This is a genomic window from Paenibacillus sp. NPDC057967, assembly GCF_042887015.1.
Taxonomy (GTDB): Bacteria; Bacillota; Bacilli; order Paenibacillales; family Paenibacillaceae; genus Pristimantibacillus.
In genome coordinates this window covers 985,377-1,002,839 of sequence record NZ_JBHVQB010000001.1, presented here as the reverse complement: position 1 = coordinate 1,002,839, position 17,463 = coordinate 985,377, and the positions used below count along the sequence as shown (strand labels likewise).

At 47.2% G+C, this 17,463-nt stretch carries 15 protein-coding genes and 1 pseudogene; 8 read left to right on the top strand and 8 right to left on the bottom strand.

Annotation, left to right across the window (positions count from 1 at the left end; all coding sequences use genetic code 11):
• Positions 1-3: 3 nt before the first annotated feature.
• The 4 genes from ACFVSO_RS04360 to ACFVSO_RS04345 all read right to left on the bottom strand — a co-directional run bounded on the left by ACFVSO_RS04360 (position 4) and on the right by ACFVSO_RS04345 (position 5,201).
• A complete protein-coding gene (locus ACFVSO_RS04360) occupies positions 4-2,088 on the bottom strand; it encodes an amylo-alpha-1,6-glucosidase (protein WP_387470449.1) in 2,085 nt (694 codons plus the stop codon).
• A gap of 19 nt (positions 2,089-2,107) precedes the next feature.
• Entirely contained in the window at positions 2,108-2,944 is an 837-nt protein-coding gene (locus ACFVSO_RS04355) for a carbohydrate ABC transporter permease (protein WP_387470447.1), read from the bottom strand.
• A complete protein-coding gene (locus ACFVSO_RS04350; protein ID WP_387470445.1) occupies positions 2,944-3,819 on the bottom strand; it encodes a carbohydrate ABC transporter permease in 876 nt (291 codons plus the stop codon). The genes ACFVSO_RS04355 and ACFVSO_RS04350 overlap by 1 nt, the downstream gene beginning before the upstream one ends.
• 122 nt (positions 3,820-3,941) lie before the next feature.
• Positions 3,942-5,201, bottom strand: coding sequence for an ABC transporter substrate-binding protein (locus ACFVSO_RS04345; RefSeq protein WP_387470443.1), 1,260 nt, complete (start codon positions 5,199-5,201; stop codon positions 3,942-3,944).
• 304 nt (positions 5,202-5,505) lie between these two features.
• Between ACFVSO_RS04345 and ACFVSO_RS04340 the strand changes: the two genes are divergently transcribed.
• Positions 5,506-6,477: a LacI family DNA-binding transcriptional regulator gene (locus tag ACFVSO_RS04340; protein ID WP_387470441.1), complete on the top strand. Its 972-nt coding sequence runs from the start codon at positions 5,506-5,508 to the stop codon at positions 6,475-6,477.
• A 423-nt stretch (positions 6,478-6,900) separates the two neighbouring features.
• A complete protein-coding gene (locus ACFVSO_RS04335; RefSeq protein WP_387470439.1) occupies positions 6,901-7,116 on the top strand; it encodes a hypothetical protein in 216 nt (71 codons plus the stop codon).
• Positions 7,117-7,257: 141 nt separating this feature from the next.
• On the opposite strand, the gene ACFVSO_RS04330 is transcribed toward ACFVSO_RS04335, so the two are convergent.
• Positions 7,258-7,608, bottom strand: coding sequence for a hypothetical protein (locus ACFVSO_RS04330; protein WP_387470437.1), 351 nt, complete (start codon positions 7,606-7,608; stop codon positions 7,258-7,260).
• 221 nt (positions 7,609-7,829) lie between these two features.
• On the opposite strand from ACFVSO_RS04330, the gene ACFVSO_RS04325 reads away from it, so the two are divergent.
• From ACFVSO_RS04325 to ACFVSO_RS04310, 4 genes and pseudogenes are all read left to right on the top strand, one after another.
• A complete protein-coding gene (locus ACFVSO_RS04325) occupies positions 7,830-9,389 on the top strand; it encodes an ABC-F family ATP-binding cassette domain-containing protein (RefSeq protein ID WP_387470435.1) in 1,560 nt (519 codons plus the stop codon).
• Positions 9,390-9,609: 220 nt separating this feature from the next.
• The gene (locus ACFVSO_RS04320) at positions 9,610-10,581 is read left to right on the top strand and encodes a right-handed parallel beta-helix repeat-containing protein (protein WP_387470433.1); all 972 of its coding nucleotides are present in this window, start codon (positions 9,610-9,612) and stop codon (positions 10,579-10,581) included.
• A 161-nt stretch (positions 10,582-10,742) separates the two neighbouring features.
• Positions 10,743-11,297, top strand: coding sequence for a MarR family transcriptional regulator (locus ACFVSO_RS04315; protein WP_387470431.1), 555 nt, complete (start codon positions 10,743-10,745; stop codon positions 11,295-11,297).
• A 145-nt stretch (positions 11,298-11,442) separates the two neighbouring features.
• Positions 11,443-12,638: pseudogene (locus tag ACFVSO_RS04310) on the top strand (MFS transporter).
• 77 nt (positions 12,639-12,715) lie between these two features.
• On the opposite strand, the gene ACFVSO_RS04305 reads toward ACFVSO_RS04310, so the two are convergent.
• Positions 12,716-13,603 (bottom strand): aminoglycoside phosphotransferase family protein, encoded by an 888-nt coding sequence (locus ACFVSO_RS04305; protein ID WP_387470559.1) that lies wholly within the window; start codon positions 13,601-13,603, stop codon positions 12,716-12,718.
• Positions 13,604-13,775: 172 nt separating this feature from the next.
• Between ACFVSO_RS04305 and ACFVSO_RS04300 the strand changes: the two genes are divergently transcribed.
• Positions 13,776-15,710 carry an AraC family transcriptional regulator gene (locus ACFVSO_RS04300; RefSeq protein WP_387470429.1) on the top strand — a complete coding sequence of 645 codons (1,935 nt, stop codon included), beginning with the start codon at positions 13,776-13,778 and terminating at the stop codon, positions 15,708-15,710.
• Positions 15,711-15,752: 42 nt separating this feature from the next.
• Here ACFVSO_RS04300 and ACFVSO_RS04295 read toward each other — a convergent pair whose 3' ends face one another.
• Positions 15,753-16,106 carry a DoxX family protein gene (locus tag ACFVSO_RS04295; protein WP_387470427.1) on the bottom strand — a complete coding sequence of 118 codons (354 nt, stop codon included), beginning with the start codon at positions 16,104-16,106 and terminating at the stop codon, positions 15,753-15,755.
• Between the two features lie 344 nt (positions 16,107-16,450).
• On the opposite strand from ACFVSO_RS04295, the gene ACFVSO_RS04290 reads away from it, so the two are divergent.
• Positions 16,451-16,927, top strand: coding sequence for a GyrI-like domain-containing protein (locus tag ACFVSO_RS04290; RefSeq protein ID WP_387470425.1), 477 nt, complete (start codon positions 16,451-16,453; stop codon positions 16,925-16,927).
• A 102-nt stretch (positions 16,928-17,029) separates the two neighbouring features.
• On the opposite strand, the gene ACFVSO_RS04285 is transcribed toward ACFVSO_RS04290, so the two are convergent.
• Positions 17,030-17,389, bottom strand: a complete 360-nt coding sequence (locus ACFVSO_RS04285; protein ID WP_387470423.1) for a MerR family transcriptional regulator — start codon at positions 17,387-17,389, stop codon at positions 17,030-17,032.
• Positions 17,390-17,463: the final 74 nt, after the last annotated feature.

The following is a 17,463-nucleotide window of genomic DNA, read 5'->3' as shown; positions in this document are numbered from 1 at the left end:
TTGTTATCTACCCTTTCCAACTTCAACCGCATAGCCCGTTGTATTGCTGAGCACTTTCACATGCAGGTCATCATTCGTCGTTATTCGTTGTACTTCTATGCTAAGATGGCCTTCGCCAATCGGTATACGTTCGATCTTGAGCCGGTTCATGCCGCTTGGCAGCGCCGGCTGCAGCTTAATGGAGCGGCTTAGCGCATCCGGGAATAGTCCCAGCGCCGTCTGTGCGATGACGATCGATACAGCCGCAGACCAGGCTTGCGGCGAGCATGTCGTCGGATAAGGGACGACGCCTTCGCCTTCATTGGCATAGCCGCAGAACAGCTCAGGGAACCTTGCGTCCGCGAACGAACGGGATGCTTCCAGCAGGCTGTCGATTAGCTGCACCGCATTGGCTTCATAACCTAAGCGGCTTAATCCGAGCAGGATAAATCCATTATCATGAGGCCATACGCTTCCGTTATGATAGCTCATCGGATAATAACCGGCGGCATTCGTACTCATCGTGCGGATGCCGAAGCCCCCATTCATATCAGGAGAGCTCAGGCGTTTCGCGACCATCGCAGCGCGTCCAGTCTCCGGCAGCTCGCAGAAGAGCAAGTGGCCGGGATTGGATGTGACGGAATGGACCGGGTTACGGTCACGCTCCAGCGCGATGGCGTAGTACTGTTCATCCTTCATCCAGTAGCGGGATTCGAATTGCTCTTGCAACGCTTGAGCCTCTTTGCGCAGCTTCGCCCCAAGCCCCGTGTCTCCTAGCCCGTCATAGATTGCAGCAAGCTGCACCTTGGCGTAATAGACATAGCCCTGCACTTCGCTTAGCGCGATCGGGGAGGAGGCCAACTCGCCGCCAGGATGAACGATGCAATTCGGCGAATCCTTCCAGCCTTGATTCGGGAAGCCTTGTTCCGCCTCTTGATGGTAGGAGAGGAAGCCGCCATATTGCTCGCTATTCTCATCGATCCATGCCAGCGCGTTCAAGACGGCGGGAGTTAATTCCTTGACTAGCTCCAGATCGCCCGTCCACTTCACATATTCAGCGAGAACGACGAGAAAGAGCGGCGTCGCATCGACGGTGCCGAAGTATGGGCCGAACGGGGATTGACCTGTTGCGACCAGCTCGCCGAAGCGCATTTCATGCATGATTTTGCCCGGTTGCTCGTCCCGTGTGGCATCATACTTCGTGCCTTGCCAAGCTGCCAGTGTCCGCAGCGTCGCCTTGGCTGTCTCTGGCTGAAGCATCAGCATATAGAGGGAGGTAATCAGGCTGTCTCTGCCGAAAGGCGCTGCAAACCATGGCAGGCCAGCTGTCGGCATCTCGCCGTGTCCATAATCGGACAACAGCATCTTTAAATCTTGCACGCTGCGACTGAATACGCGCTGGAATGCGGGATGATCTGTCTCGACGGTCATCGTATCCTCAGTCCAAGCACGGTAGCTCTCAGCAAGAGCTGCCAGTCCGTCCGCGAAAGGAGGGAGGGATGGCTTGTTAAGCGTCTCCCACGACGGCGTTATCATGAAATGAACTGATACCGACTCCTGCGGCTGCAATACCCGGCAGAACCGGACATGTCCGGCTTCATTCACGTCGGCAGGCTCCGAATCCCACTGAATATGAATGAAGCGCTCCATGTCGTCTTTTCCTGAATATTGCCATGTCATGCCGTCCTTGTTGTACTCTGCGTGACGGATATGGCCGACTTCACCTGTACGGTAGCGGCGAACGAGGAACATATCTTGAAAGTCCGCTCCAAACAACATATCGATATCGGCTGGTCTGGCATCCGGGAAAAAGTTCGTTACCGTAATCCGTTCATGCAACGATCCGTTATAGATATAACGTTCCCGTATGAGTTCCATCGCGCCTACGTCTTTGGTCTGGTTCATGAGCCGAAGCTTGGTATAGTAGCTTCGGTCCAGATGGGAGGAGAGCAGCTGTGGCGGCTCTCCGTTCACTCTGAATTCCATCTCGCTCAGGAAGCGAGTATCTTTTGCATAGAGTCCATAGCCGTCCTCCGAGCCGCCGGTCAAATCGCCGTTTGGCCTTGTCAGACAGAACAAATCTCCTTCTTTCATTACGCAGTTATTCATGCGGTCCATTCCTCCTGCCTTACTTCACTGCGCCTTCGGCGACCCCTTTGATGATGTGTTTTTGTGCGATGAAATAGAAGATAACTACCGGGATGATGGATAGCGTCAAGCCGGCCATCGCCAGGTTCCACACAATCGTGAACTCTCCGAAGAAGTAGAACGTGGAGAGCGGGATCGTACGCAAGCCTTTGTCCGACAACGTCAGGGATGGAAGCAGGTAGTCATTCCACATCATAATGACGTCGAGAATCGCAACGGTAATGGTAATCGTCTTCAGCATCGGGAATACGATGCGCCAGAATACGCCGAACTTACTGCAGCCGTCGAGTGTCGCTGCTTCCTCAAGCGCAATCGGCACCGACTTGATAAAGCCGTGATAGAGGAAAATAGCCATGCTGGCATGGAAGCCCACGTTCATGAAGATCAGGCCGCCATGCGTATTGAGCATTGGGATATGCAGATTCGTCCCGATCCAGCCCATGACCTGCATGAGTGGCATCATGAGTGTCTGGAATGGAATGAGCATCGTCGATACGAGCACCATGAATATAATTTGGCTCAGCTTATTGTTCGTACGGACGAGCATCCAGGCTGTCATGGATGACAGAACCACGATGAACACGAGAGAGACGAGCGTAACGAACAATGAGTTGCCGAACGCGGTCAGGAAGTTCATCTTCTCCATCGCTTGCGCGTAATACTCGAAGCTGAAGGAGGATGGAAGCGCAAGTGCGTTCTCGTACAGCTCGGAGCGTGTCTTGAATGAGTTCACGATCATGATGTAGATCGGCGACAAGAAGAGGATAGCGATGACGACAAGCAATACTTCCAGAATCCATTTGCTTGTATTCTTCATTACATCTGCACCTCTCTTTTCTTCGTGATGTACACCTGAACGAGCGTTACTGCGGCTACAATCACGAAGAAGATAATCGCTTTCGCTTGACCAATACCGTAACGGCTATATCCGAAAATTTCGGTGAAAATGTTCATGGCGAACATTTCCGTGGAGTTGATCGGACCGCCGCCGGTGAGCGACAGGTTAACGTCGAATATTTTGAATGCGCCGGATAGCGTCAAGAATAGGCAAATCGTAAAGGATGGCATCAGCAGCGGGAAAATAATCTTGGTCAGTCTATGCCAAGCATTGGCACCGTCGACCTTCGCTGCTTCCATCATGTCGTCGGGAATGCCTTGAATTCCCGCAATATAGATAATCATTGTATAACCCGCCATCTGCCATGCGAATACGACCGCGATCGCATACAGGGCATAATCGGGATTGAGGAGCCAGTTGAAGAAGACGCCGCCCATGCCGGTGTTTTCCCCAAGATATTTGAACACATCGGTAAAGATAAACTTCCAGATATAACCCAAAATCAGGCCGCCGATCAGGTTCGGCATAAAGAATAGCGTTCTTGCGATATTGCTGGTGCGCAGCTTGGAAGTTACAAGCAGAGACAGGGCAAGGCCCATCACATTGACAATAATAAGAGCTAAAAATGTAAATTTAATCGTCAGCCAAGCCGACTTCAAGAAGCGGTCGTCCTGGAAGATATGGACGTAGTTGTCGAAACCTACAAACACCTTCGGATTGGCCGGGATACCGTCCCAGCTAATGAAGGAGTAATAAATGCCTATGGCAAAGGGGATGAGGACAACGATGGAAAAGATGGTCAGCAGAGGTGCTGTAAATAGAGCGTACCAGGCTCTATTTTTGCTCGCTTTCATATGCATTCACTCATTTCGGAGTAATTTCGGTCCGTACGGTTGGTTGGTCAAAGAGAGAAAACTAACCTGGCCACGCCAGGTTAGTTTTCCGTAAATCAACTGTTGCCGGTATGGCGTTAGGCTTATTGCTTAGGTGCTTTTGCCCATACTTCATCAAGCTTCTGAAGGAATTGAGCGCCAGTCATGGACTTGTTCAAGAAAAATTCTTGTGTGACAGGAGCCAGATCGTTCTGGATGATGCCTTGCGGGAAGTAAGTCAGAGCCCAAGGAATCGTGTTGCCGCTCACTGTAGCTTCGGATACCGCTTGGGAAAGCGGATCGAGGCTGCTTGTTTCGATATTCGTCATCGCAGGAATGAATTTGAATTCGTCTACGATGATTTTTTTGCCTGTCTCGCTGTTGTACAACCATTCCAAGAATGCGTTAGCCGCTTTGATTTGATCAGCGGACGCTTTGTTGTTGATAACCCAGATCGCAGGGATGTCTACAGCCAGCTTCGTGTTGCCTGCAAGCGGCATAGCCATCATGCCAGCATTGATGTCTTTGTAGTCTTGCAGCATGCCATAGCTCCAGTTGCCTTGGTGTACAATTGCTGTCTTGCCAGTTGCGAAGTCACCCATTTGCGTATCGTAAGTCACTTCAAGCGGGTTTTTCGCCGATTCGCGGATAGCTTCCATGTATTGGGCGAATTCTTGGAATTCCTTCGTGTCAGCCATCTTCACTTCGCCTTTGTTCAACTGATCGATGAACGCAACAGGATCTTGTTGAAGCGCAAAAGGCGTGTTCAGGATGTGTCCGATCAGGAAGTATGCTTCCTGGGACAGGCTGAAGCCGTTAATGCCATTGGACTTGCTTTCTTCCAGGAAAGCCTTGAAGGATGCAAGGTCGGTAATTTTGGCAGGGTCGACAAGGTCCTTGTTGTAGACAAAGCCGAAGCCTTCTACGCCAATCGGTACACCGATGTTCTTGCCGTCAATCTTCACGTCCATATTCGGAGCGATGTTCTTTACGTAAGATTCATTGCTCATGTCGTAGTAGTACGACTGGAATTTGGTTGTTTCTGCGCCTGGCTGAACGCCGAAGATCGTAGGGCCTTCGCCTGCATTCATCTTCGCTTGAAGCTGAGTCAGGTAGTTGTCGCCTGCGGAGCCCCATACGTCGATTTCGTTGCCTGTTTCTTCCTTATACTTCTTGGCCATCGCTTCCAGTTGGTCTGCGATCTCAACTTTGGATTGGAACAACGAAATCTTCGGAAGCTTCGCAGCTCCGCCTTCGCCGTTCGAACCGCCGTTATTGGTATTGTTCCCGCCACAAGCGGCGAGGATGGTAAGTAGCATAACGGAACTGATCATGATGGAAATAAAGCGCTTTACATTTGTCACTTGTAAGGTCCCCCTTTTGATGGATGTACCATTGATTATAAACCGACAGGTGAAGAAGTCAATAAAAAACTTATGAAATTTAGATATTTTACTTAATAAAATGTAGTTGTTTTAAGTAAAATGTAGACTATAATAGTAAGTAAAACAGAGATTCGTTTTACTAATCGCAAAATGTGATTGATTTCAACGGTTCCTGTCGTTTCAATGGTTTTGGCAATTATATTGCTGTTGAAATGTGTAGGTAAAACGGTTGTAAAGTGTTATAATAAGTTTTACTTACGGAATTTGATGAGGAGGTTTATGGATGAGCAGTTTGAAAGAGATTGCCCAGTTGACGGGCGTATCTATTTCGACCGTATCCAACGTATTGAACGGACGGAAAAACGTATCGCAAGAAACAAGAGAGCGCATCCTGCGGATCTGCGAAGAGCAGGGCTATGTGCACGATGCTTCGCCGAAAAAACCTAAATCGGATAAAGATAAACGGATTGTTTTTATATTCAGCGATTTTGATCGCGAATTTTATTTGAAAATTATCGAAGGGGTCAGCACCTGTCTGAACGAAAACGGGTACGATCTCATCATTTGCACCAATAAATCAAGCGACAACTTCCTAAAGAGCAGCTTCGCGCGGGGTACGATCAGCCTGGACGGAAGCTTGTCGGACGAGTACTTCCAAGCGGTGGCCAAGTCGGAATTCCCGGTGGTGCTTATGGACAGGGTGCTCGATAACGACAATAAAAATACAAAAAGCGTCATCGTCGACAATTATCCGGTCATGTGCCAGCTTGTGCAGTCGCTCGTTGACAAAGGGCTGAAGCGCTTTGGTTTCCTGGGCGGACAAGCTGGGACGCTGGATAATAAGGAGCGGTTCTCCGGTTTCATGGATACGCTGCAGGCCAATGGGATCGGCTTCGACCAGTCGTATTATTATCACGGTAATTACAGGGAGAAGAGTGGTTACCAGGCGGCCAAGCTGATGATTCTGAGCAACGATTACCCGGAAGTGCTGGTCTGCGCGAACGACAATATGGCGATCGGCGCGATTAAGGCGTTCGAGGAACACGGAATCTCCGTACCGCGTGACATCTCGATTACCGGCTTCGATGATTCCGATGCTGCTGCGCTGGCGGGACTGACGACGATCAAGATTCCGCGTTACGAAAGCGGGTTTCTGGCAGCCAAGGAGCTGCTGGAGCTGATCAAAGGCAACGTCAATCGCGAAACCGTCAAGATCGGCGCATCCATCATCTGGCGCCAGTCTGTTCGTTCCTAACGTACAGTCTCAATCAAGTATCCAATGAGCGGATATTTCGTTAATACCAGCCTGAGCGACTTTATGGTCGCTGCAGGCTGGTTTTTTTGTTGGATTAAGCAAAGCTCTGCATGCGAGTCCACTTTAACTTACCCCGTATTTGGGTGGTCTAATCATGTTTTGTTTCCTATTTATAGAAGGGGCTCGTTCTGTTCTTCAAGAGAATGTCATAGTGGGGAGGGAATATTCATGAGATAAATCCGGAGGTCAAATGAGAGGAATTCATAGTTAATTATACCAAGCGACTTAGTTAGAATTTGAGGGCAAAACTTATTTATATCATATTTGAAAATGAAAAGAAATACTTTTCTGTAAAAAAGTATTGAAAAATAGGTCGGACTGTAGTATCTTCTACATGTAGGAAATAAAAGGAGATGAATAGAGGTGGAAAAGATGGCAATGCAGATGATGATGACGATGTGTATGGATGAAGTTATGTGCAAGATGAATTCCATGAAGATGATGATGGACAAGATGATGGAAATGAACATGATGGATGGAATGGATACGAACATGATGATGATGAAAATGCAGGAATGCGATGAAATGATGACGATGATGATGAAAATGATGCGTGAAATGGAACAAGTGTCCATGTAATTGCTGAGAATCTGGCCATTCACAGCAATGGAGCGTGAACTTGCAGAGCAGTCACCTGCATGCATGTATGAAACAGGATGGGTACATAGGTTGGCAAAGCAGATCGCTGCATGCCGGCTTTTTTTGTGTTTATTTTAGGTTCTACGACTGTCTTGCCGTATGTTGAGCTTTAAGTTTATTGCAGATGTTTATCCTCTGGATTTTAAATTCCAATACTTTCTCTTGAAGCTGAAGTTTCTCGGTTTCCGAATGATTGGCGCTTCTGAGCTGTTCGTATAGCTCCAGCATTTTTTGATTGATGCTGTCAAAGCGCAGCCATAACTCCATTCGAACATGATGTACGATTTCCTCTTGGATATGACGGTCGCTGTCGCGCAGCTTTTGCGAAATATGCTGTTGCCATGCCGTATCGCCGATGGATACCGCAAAATTGTAAAGGTCCAAATGGTCATCGACCCAATTTGACGCGATAGCTTTATTCGTATAGGACATAACTAACAGCTCCAATCGTTGCAGCTCTATATACCGAGTATTATACTAGGAATTAACGGATTTTCAAGTGTTTTTTTAAAAATTAGTTTGAGGCATTATCCATATGTGGTTATCGTTCAGCTTCAAGCCTGCTAAACATTTATATGTTACAATGATACGAGCAAATCAAGGGATATATAAGTATTGAATTTAGGTGCATACATGAATGGAGATAGAGAAAAATGAGTTTGTTAACGGTTGAGCAATTATCACATACGTTTGGCGATCGGGTATTGTTTAGAAATGTGTCCTTCCGCTTGCTTGAGGGGGAGCATGTCGGGCTGGTTGGCGCGAATGGTACAGGGAAATCCACGCTTATGAATATTTTGACTGGCAAGTTGCTGAAGGACGAAGGCAAGGTGGAATGGACGCCTCGCGTTCGTTACGGTTATTTGGATCAGCATACGAAGCTTGAAGCAGGTAAAACCATTCGGGACGTCTTGAAGGATGCGTTTTTGCCTTTACTCGTATTAGAAGAGGAGCTTAACAATATTACTGCGCAAATGGGCGATGCCGATTCGGATATATTGGATCAGCTTCTGGAGCGTATGGGGGAAATTCAAGAGGAGCTTGAAATTGGGGATTTCTATTTGATCGACGTGAAGATCGATGAGATGGCCAATGGGTTAGGCCTTAATGTGATCGGGCTTGACCGCGATGTTACTGCGCTTAGCGGCGGACAGCGGACGAAGGTTCTGCTCGCCAAGCTGCTGCTTGAGAAGCCGGGAGTCTTATTGCTTGACGAGCCTACGAACTATTTGGATGAAGAGCATATTAACTGGCTGACGAACTATTTGAAAAACTATCCGTATGCGTTTGTGCTTATTTCTCATGAAACAGGCTTTATGAATCAGATCGTCGACATTATCTATCATCTTGAATTTACGAAGTTGACGCGGTACTCGGCTAATTATGAGAAGTTTCTGGAAATGGCTGAATTGAACAAAGCGCAGCACATCGACGCATACGAAAGACAAAAGGATTATATTAAGAAGCAAGAGGAGTTCATTCAAAAAAATAAGGCGCGCGCTTCAACCTCCGGGCGTGCGAAGAGCCGCGAGAAGCAGCTCGACCGTATCGATCGTATCGACAAGCCGGAGGAGGCGGCAAAGCCGACCTTTAACTTTAAAGAGTCCAGAACGAGCGGCAAGACCGTATTTGAGGCAGAGGGTATGGTCATAGGCTACAATAAGCCGCTCCTTCCCAAGATGGATATGGTCATTGAACGAGGCGATAAGATTGCCATCGTAGGCTGCAACGGCGTCGGGAAATCAACGCTCTTAAAGACGATTCTTGGCGTTATCTCTCCACTGGAGGGCAAAACGTATCTAGGCGATTATTTATCTCCTGCTTACTTCGAGCAGGAAGCCAAGGCACCGACCATGACTCCGCTTGAGGATGTATGGGATGAGTTTTCCTTTATGAGCCAGCATGAGGTCCGGGCTGCGCTAGCCCGCTGCGGCCTAAAGAATGAGCATATTACACGCTCGCTCAATCAGCTCAGTGGCGGAGAGCAGGCGAAGGTTCGTCTGTGCAAGCTGATGATGCGAGAAAGTAACTGGATTTTGTTCGATGAGCCGACAAACCATTTGGACGTAGTCGCCAAAGCCGAGTTGAAGCGAGCGTTAAAGGCTTACAAAGGCACTGTTGTTCTGGTCTCTCACGAGCCTGATTTTTATATGGACTGGGTAACTAAAACATGGGATGTAGAAGCCTGGTCGATGAAGAGCCTGACATTATAGATAAATGGACCGGCTAGCTTAGCAGTGCTACAAGTTATGCAATAACAAAAGTTGCCGTTATAACGGCAGCTTTTTTTGTTGTACTTTTGAAACCTATTCTTGGATCACCGAGAAGCTCAAAAAAGCGGTCCCCTTTAGTCACCCGCCTGTTCCGCTATCACACCCATAAGAATTTACTAATAACAGACCGTACACATTCTGACTTGCAGGGGTGATAGGAGTGGCGATCATAGATGTGTTCCCGGGCAGTCCGACGGCCATTCAAGATGCGGTGGCTGCGGCGAATGAAGGGGACGTTTTTTTAGTCCATAAGGGTACTTACCATGAAACCGTGAGAATGCGCGGCAATAAAAACAACCTCCGTATCGTTGCCAAGCATAAGCATCGTGTAGTTCTCGACGGGAAGCATAGTTTGTTGGAGGCGTTCGTGTTGGATAGCATTGCAGGTGTAGAGATTGACGGATTCAGGATCAAAAATTACATTTCCGGCGGCATTCGAATTTTGAACGGAAAATCCCATCGCATCTTGAAAAATGAAATCAGCGGAATGAGGGGAGTTACAGGGGAGATAAAACCTTTTGGCATATTCGTGAATCATTCAGAAGGCAATCTGCTCATGAGGAACAAGATTGAACGGATCGGAAGAGCAGAGGCGGGCAATGGAATTCAGATTGATGATTCCATTGGAACGTGGGTCCTGAGAAACAAGCTGCGTAACAATTATTTATACGGGATAGAAATCGCTCTCGGCTTTCATAATGCCATTGCAGGCAATCTGGTAACTGGTAATAAGAAAGATGGAATGATGATTAGCGGGTCGGACAATAACCTCTATCTGGACAACAAAATTAATCGTAACGGGGAGAACGGACTGTTCGCCCGCTCTACCAATAACTACGTTATAGACACGGAGATAAGAGACAATCGTCTTAACGGATTGCAATTTACCTTTAATTACAATATGGCATTCAACAACAAGATCAAAAACAATCGTCAAAGCGGCTTGTCGATCATGTCAGACTTCAATGATATTCAGCAAAATAAAGTCGAGAAAAACAGGAACAACGGCGTATTTATTCATCCGTCACATACAGCCAACCTTGTGTTGGAAAATGGATTCAAAAATAATAAGCCAAAAGATATTAAGGATCAAGGTACGGACAATAATATTATTCAAAATGATAGGGACTAACGCTCAACTAGTGATGTACAACTGTTGAAACATACAGTTCAATAATAAAAGGCTTAATCCTTGGAGATTAGCGGGGTTAAGCCTTTTGTATTGCAAAGTCTCATCATTTATGATAAATTTCAATTAGTTAGATATTCTAATTAAATGCGAAGGGGAATGGAATGAGAAAAAAAAGAACGAAAGAGCATGTGATGGATCAACAACTGCCTGCACTCGGAGTAGAGCCTTATTTGGAACTCATGAATAAGACGGCTGTCCAAGCTACGGAACGTAAATCGGCTCATATGGGGCTGCTTATGCTGTGGCTCAGTGACAACGTTCTAGATGTCATGGACCTCGATTTATCCCCTTTCGGTATTACAGAGAGTAAGCTGGATTTATTGCTTCTGCTCGTATTGCATGATGGGAGAGAGCTTATTACTCCTTCAGGACTTGCAGACAGACTGGGAATCAGGCGGGCCTCGGTAACTGCATTGCTCGACTGGCTGGAGAAGAGGAAATGGATCGCCCGCAATCAAAGTGATGTAGATCGACGCATGATCCATGTGAGCATCACGGAGGAAGGTCGCGCATTGGTGAAGCAAGTTCTTCCTACCTTTTGGTCCACTTGCGCTTCTTTGTTTGATGACTTGACCGAAGAGGAGCGAATAATCGCCGAAAAGATGTTGATTAAACTGCATGGTATCATGGAGAAACGCATGGGGGGAGGGCGATAATTTTTTTGGCCAACTAGTTAGGTTATCTTACTAAAATGAATTGGAAGTGTCTGAGTTATGGGGAAGCGTAATGGGAAGAGAATGGCAGCCTTTTCTGGATATATAGTTAGATTATCTTATTAATCACAAAGAAAGAGGTGTTCTTATGACACAAGCCACAATGGCTAATCAAGCTAAACGAAATTATTCCATCATGACGGCTATTTTGTGTTGGGCAGGTATGGTGGTCATGTCTAGCCTGTACGTTACTATTCCTCTTTCTCGGATACCTTCGGGGTATCATCCACGCAGGCTGCAACTGCAGGAAGTGTGTTCTCTTTGGGATTTGCCTTGGGCTGTCTTGTATATGGCGCAGTATCCGATAAGTATGGCCGCAAGAAAGTGATCTTTATCGGCTTGATTGCCCTAACCTTGATTTCATTGCTGCTCGGCATGGTCCAAGGATTTTCCTGGATGATCATACTTCGGGGATTACAAGGTGCGGCTGCAGCGACGTTCTCTCCAGTTGCACTTGCTTATGCAGTGGAGATGTACCCGGCGCAAAAAAGAGTGACGGCAATCGGATTTATAAGCACGGGCTTTCTGGTTGCCGGTATTGTCGGGCAAGTCGTAAGCGGGATCATCAGCGAGCATTATGGATGGAATGCGATATTTTATTTACTGGCAGTTATCTATATGGTTACCGCTATTCTTGTTATGAAGTTCCTTCCGAAAGGTGAGGTTCAGCATGCCGGTGCCAGCATCTTGGAGCCCATTCGGAACATGAGAAAAGTGTTTGCCCGTAAAAATCTGCTATTCGCTTATTTGGCGGCGTTTGTTTTGCTGATGTCCTTTGTTAGCATGTCGACTGTACTTGGTTCGTATTTGAGCAGCTCGACATTCGGGCTGGGCCAACAGGAGATTTTATACGTTCGCTCCTTTGGTGTATTAGGGATGCTTGTCTCGCCCTTTGCCGGGCGGCTTGCTGGGCGTTTCGGAGCGCTGTCAGTATTGAGAGGAGGGTTATTGTTAGCTATGATTGCTTTAGCTTCTTTGGGGTTAATCTCCATTCTGCCGCTGCTCGTTATTGTAAGTGTGATCTTTATCGCGGGTATCGCCATTGCGACGCCTTCTCTGATATCGATCGTCGGCCAGCTTGGCGGCCAATCGCGGGGCATTGCGGTATCGGTGTATACGTTTATCTTATTTGCGGGAACGAGCCTGGGGCCTATTATTTCGATCCAGTCCATGCGAATGAACAGCTACCCGCTTACCTTTGTTATGCTGGCGCTAATACTTGGTATCGGATTCATAGCCGCTTGCTTGACACGCAACGAAGTGCCCGAACAGACCAAAGGCTGATATGGTTGTATTCACTATTGATTCAACCCAAACAAACCCATCAAAATCGCAGGATTCTGATGGTTTGTTGTGTTAGGCTAACTACAGTACCGTTGTCTATATTCTTGTAAAATATCAGCAATCACTCGCTGTCCCCAGCGAGATAGCTCCGAGTCCTTTTCATTCCAGGCGTAGGTAATGAGCCCCTTCCACAGGGCCCAGCCTCGCGCCCGGTTAACGGTATCTGCATCAGCATTCATTTTGCTGAAAAATAATGCCCGGCTCTCCTCGTCAAAAAAGTTCCAAGCCATCACAAGATCGCTCGATGGATCGCCGGTCCCCATTGTGCCGAAATCAATGACGCCGCACAAGCGTCCATTCCCAACGAGCAAATTGCCTACAGAAACATCGCCATGCACCCAACGTGGAGCGGACTGATAGTTGGAGGAGAGAGACAGCTCCCATATTTCTGATAGAAGCTTCTGATCATAGTGGCCGCCAAGCTCCTTGATGACAGCTCTTGTCTCACCATCGTAGACCGCAAGATTGCCCCCTCTATGAAAGTTTTGAACACCCGCAGGGATGCCATCTCTTGCATCGATCGCTTGCAATTCCAGCAAGAAAGCAGCGAGGTCTTCGGCAAATCGGTTCAGACTATGGATATTGTCATACGTAACGGTATCGCCTTCAACCCATCGGTTGACGGACCAGGGGAGGGGATACTCGTCAGCAGGCTCACCCATAGCAAGAGGGGCTGGTATAGGGAGAGACAGATGGCGCTGAAAACGGGGCAGCCAAATCTGCTCCTTCTGCACAGCAGATGCGTACCGCTCATGGCTGGGAAGGCGCACCGTCATTTCGTGACCAAGCCGATAGGTGCGGTTGTCGTGGCCGGATTTCTCGACAGGCTTGAGCGTTAAATCCTGCCACTGGGGAAACTGAGTATCGATCAGACTGCGAACCAATTCCGTCGTGATGGTAGTCAATTCATTCACCGCGCTTTCCACTTTAGCGTCTCTTCTTCTCAGTATAATCCGTACCTCTTAGCCATCTCAAAGGATATAAAAGTTATAAACAAACTTGCCCTGATGGACCGCGCGCTCGAAGGTGGGCGATGGTATACTTTAAGAAATCCGAAAAAAGGCGGTCACATGAGGTATGGACATAAAGGATTTTATTGATTTGTGGAATCACGCTCATGGCAAAGTCATCGATATTCGCCGTATCAGCCTCAAGGCGGGTGAATCCTTAAGCTCTTATCATGTACCCTCAAACATATTTCTCATGTCGATTCGCGGCAATGCTACCCTAAATCTAGGACTGGATTTTTATCGTATGCAGCGCTTTACAGTCCTCCATGCAGGCAAAGGTGTTAAGCTCGACATGACTGTGGGCAGCGATGGGCTGGAGTATTATAGCGTTTATTATAAAATGAGCCTTCAACCTCCCGTGTCTGCAGAACTTGATACGCTTCTCAAGCAGGCTCACTCTGCCGACCTCACGTACAGTATTACTCCAGATAAACCCGTAGAGATGTATCGACTATTGAGTGATATGTATGCGCAATGGTTGAGGCAGCAGCCGCTTGCGCGGTTGCGTGTTCGGACTTTGTTTCATCAATTCGTGCATGACATCCTTCATCAAATGCAGGTGCAAGGAGCAGGCACAGCGAAGCGCGATCTCGCCGCCCAGATCGCTGATATCATCCATAAACAATTTTCACAATCCATTACACTGGAGTCGCTATCGGAAAGCCTGAACTACAGTGTTGCCCATATTTCCTCCTACTTCAAAATTCGTACAGGCTACAGCCCAATTGACTATCTGATCAAGGTGCGCATGGACAAAGCGGCGACGCTTCTTCTGGAGACCGATGCTACGCTGAAGGAAATCGCCGTTAGCGTCGGCTATCAAGACCCGTACTATCTGGGCAGGCTGTTCAAAAAACATAAGGGCGTATCACCCATACGCTATAAAGACATGCATACTGCACAGAAGAAACTACAAGATCGTCCTGACTTAACGAAGAAATCCTCCATTGTCTTACCTGATGCATTTCAATATAGTAATTATATTGATAATGATTATCAATATAAGGTTGATGGAGAGGAAGATTTATTCATGTCTAGACATTCAAGGCCTCCGCTGGCCTCGGCATTATTGCTAAGCCTCATTCTGGTGCTGAGCGCTTGCGGTACGAACGGCGCTGCAGAGGTTGCGACCTCACAGCCAAGTCCAAGCGATACGCCGGCTGCTGCGGAACAGCCGCAGACCAAAATCGTGAAAACCGTAAACGGTGAGGTGGAGGTACCGCTTCATCCCAAACGAATTGTGGCAGGGGAGTATCTGGGCAGTCTGATTGCACTAGGGATTACGCCTGTCGGAACTTCCGCGCATCATATTAAAAATCCTTATTTTCAAGAATATTTGAAAGACGTTGAGGAGATTGGGGACGGCAATGGCAACGTAGAGAAAATTTTGGCGCTTGCACCGGATTTGATTATTATGGACGATTTCTACCCTGAGCTGAACGAGCAGATGGCCAAAATAGCACCTACTGTCGTCATACCATACGCCTCCTTAAAGACCGTACACGAGGAGGTCACCTATTTCGGAGAGCTGCTTGGTCAAGAAGAAGCAGGGAAAGCATGGCTTGCCGACTATGATAAGCGCATGGCTAGTGCCAAGGAAGACGTGCTAAAGGTTATACCTGCGGATAGCACATTCTCCGTTATTGAATGGAATGACAAAGATATTATGGCTGTCGGAACCAGCTTCGGTAAAGGCGGACAGCCGATTTATAATGGCTTCGGCTTCAAGCCTCCTGCGGAAGTCGCAGCCGTATTGGCCGACCCGGGTTGGGCTTCATTCTCTGCCGAGGCATTGCCAGAGTATGCGGGAGACTATATGATCCTCACCTCTGACTCGAAAACATTGGAAGACCTCAAAGCTGAACCGGTCTGGAGCACACTGCCAGCTGTGAGAAATAATCATGTGTTCTTATGGACAAGCGACCGCTCCGGCTACTGGGACCCGATAGCGATCCTAAGTCAGACCGAAGAATTGGCTGCCTGGCTGACCAGCCTTAAATGATGTGATCCCCTGAGACACTTACGTTTCAGGGGATTTTCATATTCAAAAACGGCCAATCGCAACAATCAACGCTAACGTGAAAAATATGAGGTTTACGAGGATCTCCCGGTATTCCTTGCGGGCGATATGGAAGATAGCACCGAATAGAACGACAGCGGCTAGTCCGGCTGCGGCAAGCGGCGTTAACATGGGCATGATATTCAGCGCCTGAGGCACAAGCACCCCGATCGCCCCCAATAGTTCCGCTAACCCGATAAAGAAGACGAATCCCTTCGGAACCTCTTTTACCCATCCCCATGACGCTTTGGCTTTCTCATACTGGAACGCCTTCAACCATCCTGAATAGATGAAGCCTAATGCGGCAAGCCCTTGAATAATCCAGATTGCGATGTGCATATACAATTTCAACCTCCTGATTTCATGTTCAACATTCAATACAGGTATAATAGACTTAAGCATGCGAAGGATGGAAGTAGGCACTTTTTCTAGACCTGGTAAACAAAAAGTGACCATTGATCAATAAAGGGAACCGGGAGGCTGCCATGAAAGAGTATTGCAAATTTGAATCCGCATTGGAGATTTTAGTCGGCAAATGGAAGCCTGTCATTCTGCTGCAGCTGATCTCGAACCCTTAAACGATTGGGGAGCCGCACATATCGAGCATATGGGTAATCGGTATGAAAGGGACCGATCAGAGGATAAATCCGGCAAGGTTGATATTGATTATGGAGGCGGTCTAAGTGGAACAAAAAAATGAATGCATGCTGGTCACTAAAGAATCTTTTCAGGCGGTTGGGTTGAAATGGTCGGGAACTTTCGCTGACGCAGGGGCAGGAGAAATTCGGCTTGTACAGGCTGAAATGAAGAAACGAATGAACGAAATCAAGCATGTCGTTAACAAGCATATACTGCTTGGTTTGTCCTGCCATATGACGGAAGACTCCTTTACCCATTATTCAGCAATTGAGGTAGAGCATGTGGAGGATATTCCGGACGGTATGGTGAGCATCAGTCCTCCGACATTGACTTATGCGAAGTGTCAGCATCAACGGGGACAAAACATTGAAGTTTCCTATAACCATATTTATGCCTGGATTGAAGATAAGGGTTATAGGCTGTATCAGGGCGACATTACTCACTATGAAGAATATCCGATGCATGAAGACCCGCATTCTGAAGATCCCGAATTTGTGATTATGATCCCCATTGAAACATGAAATGAACGTAGAGGCTGTTCCAGAAGGCTAAGTTATTAGTCTTTGGGACAGCCTGTTTTTGTGTTTATGGTTGGAAACGCATATTGTTCTAAAGGTATATGTTCAACACTTCGTTTGGAAATTCGCTTTGCCATCCAGGATGGCATGAAGAAAGGTTTTCGACTTTCTTAATTGCTTTTGAATATCTTCCATTTCTTTGATTTTTTGCTCTACCGTTTTCTTTTTGACCTCATAGGATAGGTTGAGTTCTTGACTGACTAGCAAGCTGATTTCTTCAATAGAAAAATTTACGGATAACAGCGTCTTCACATCATCTAGAAAATCAACAATCTCCTCAGAATAAACCCGATAATTATTTTCATCCCTCTGAACAAATTTGTCCGGAATCAGGTTTTTGCGCTCGTAGAATCTTAAGGTCGATATGGGCAGTCCTGTTAATTTGGAAACTTCATTTATTTTCATAGATTAAACCTCGCTTTTGGGTGCTTGCTATAAACCTAAGTTCATAGTTCATACTACGAATAGGATAACGAACG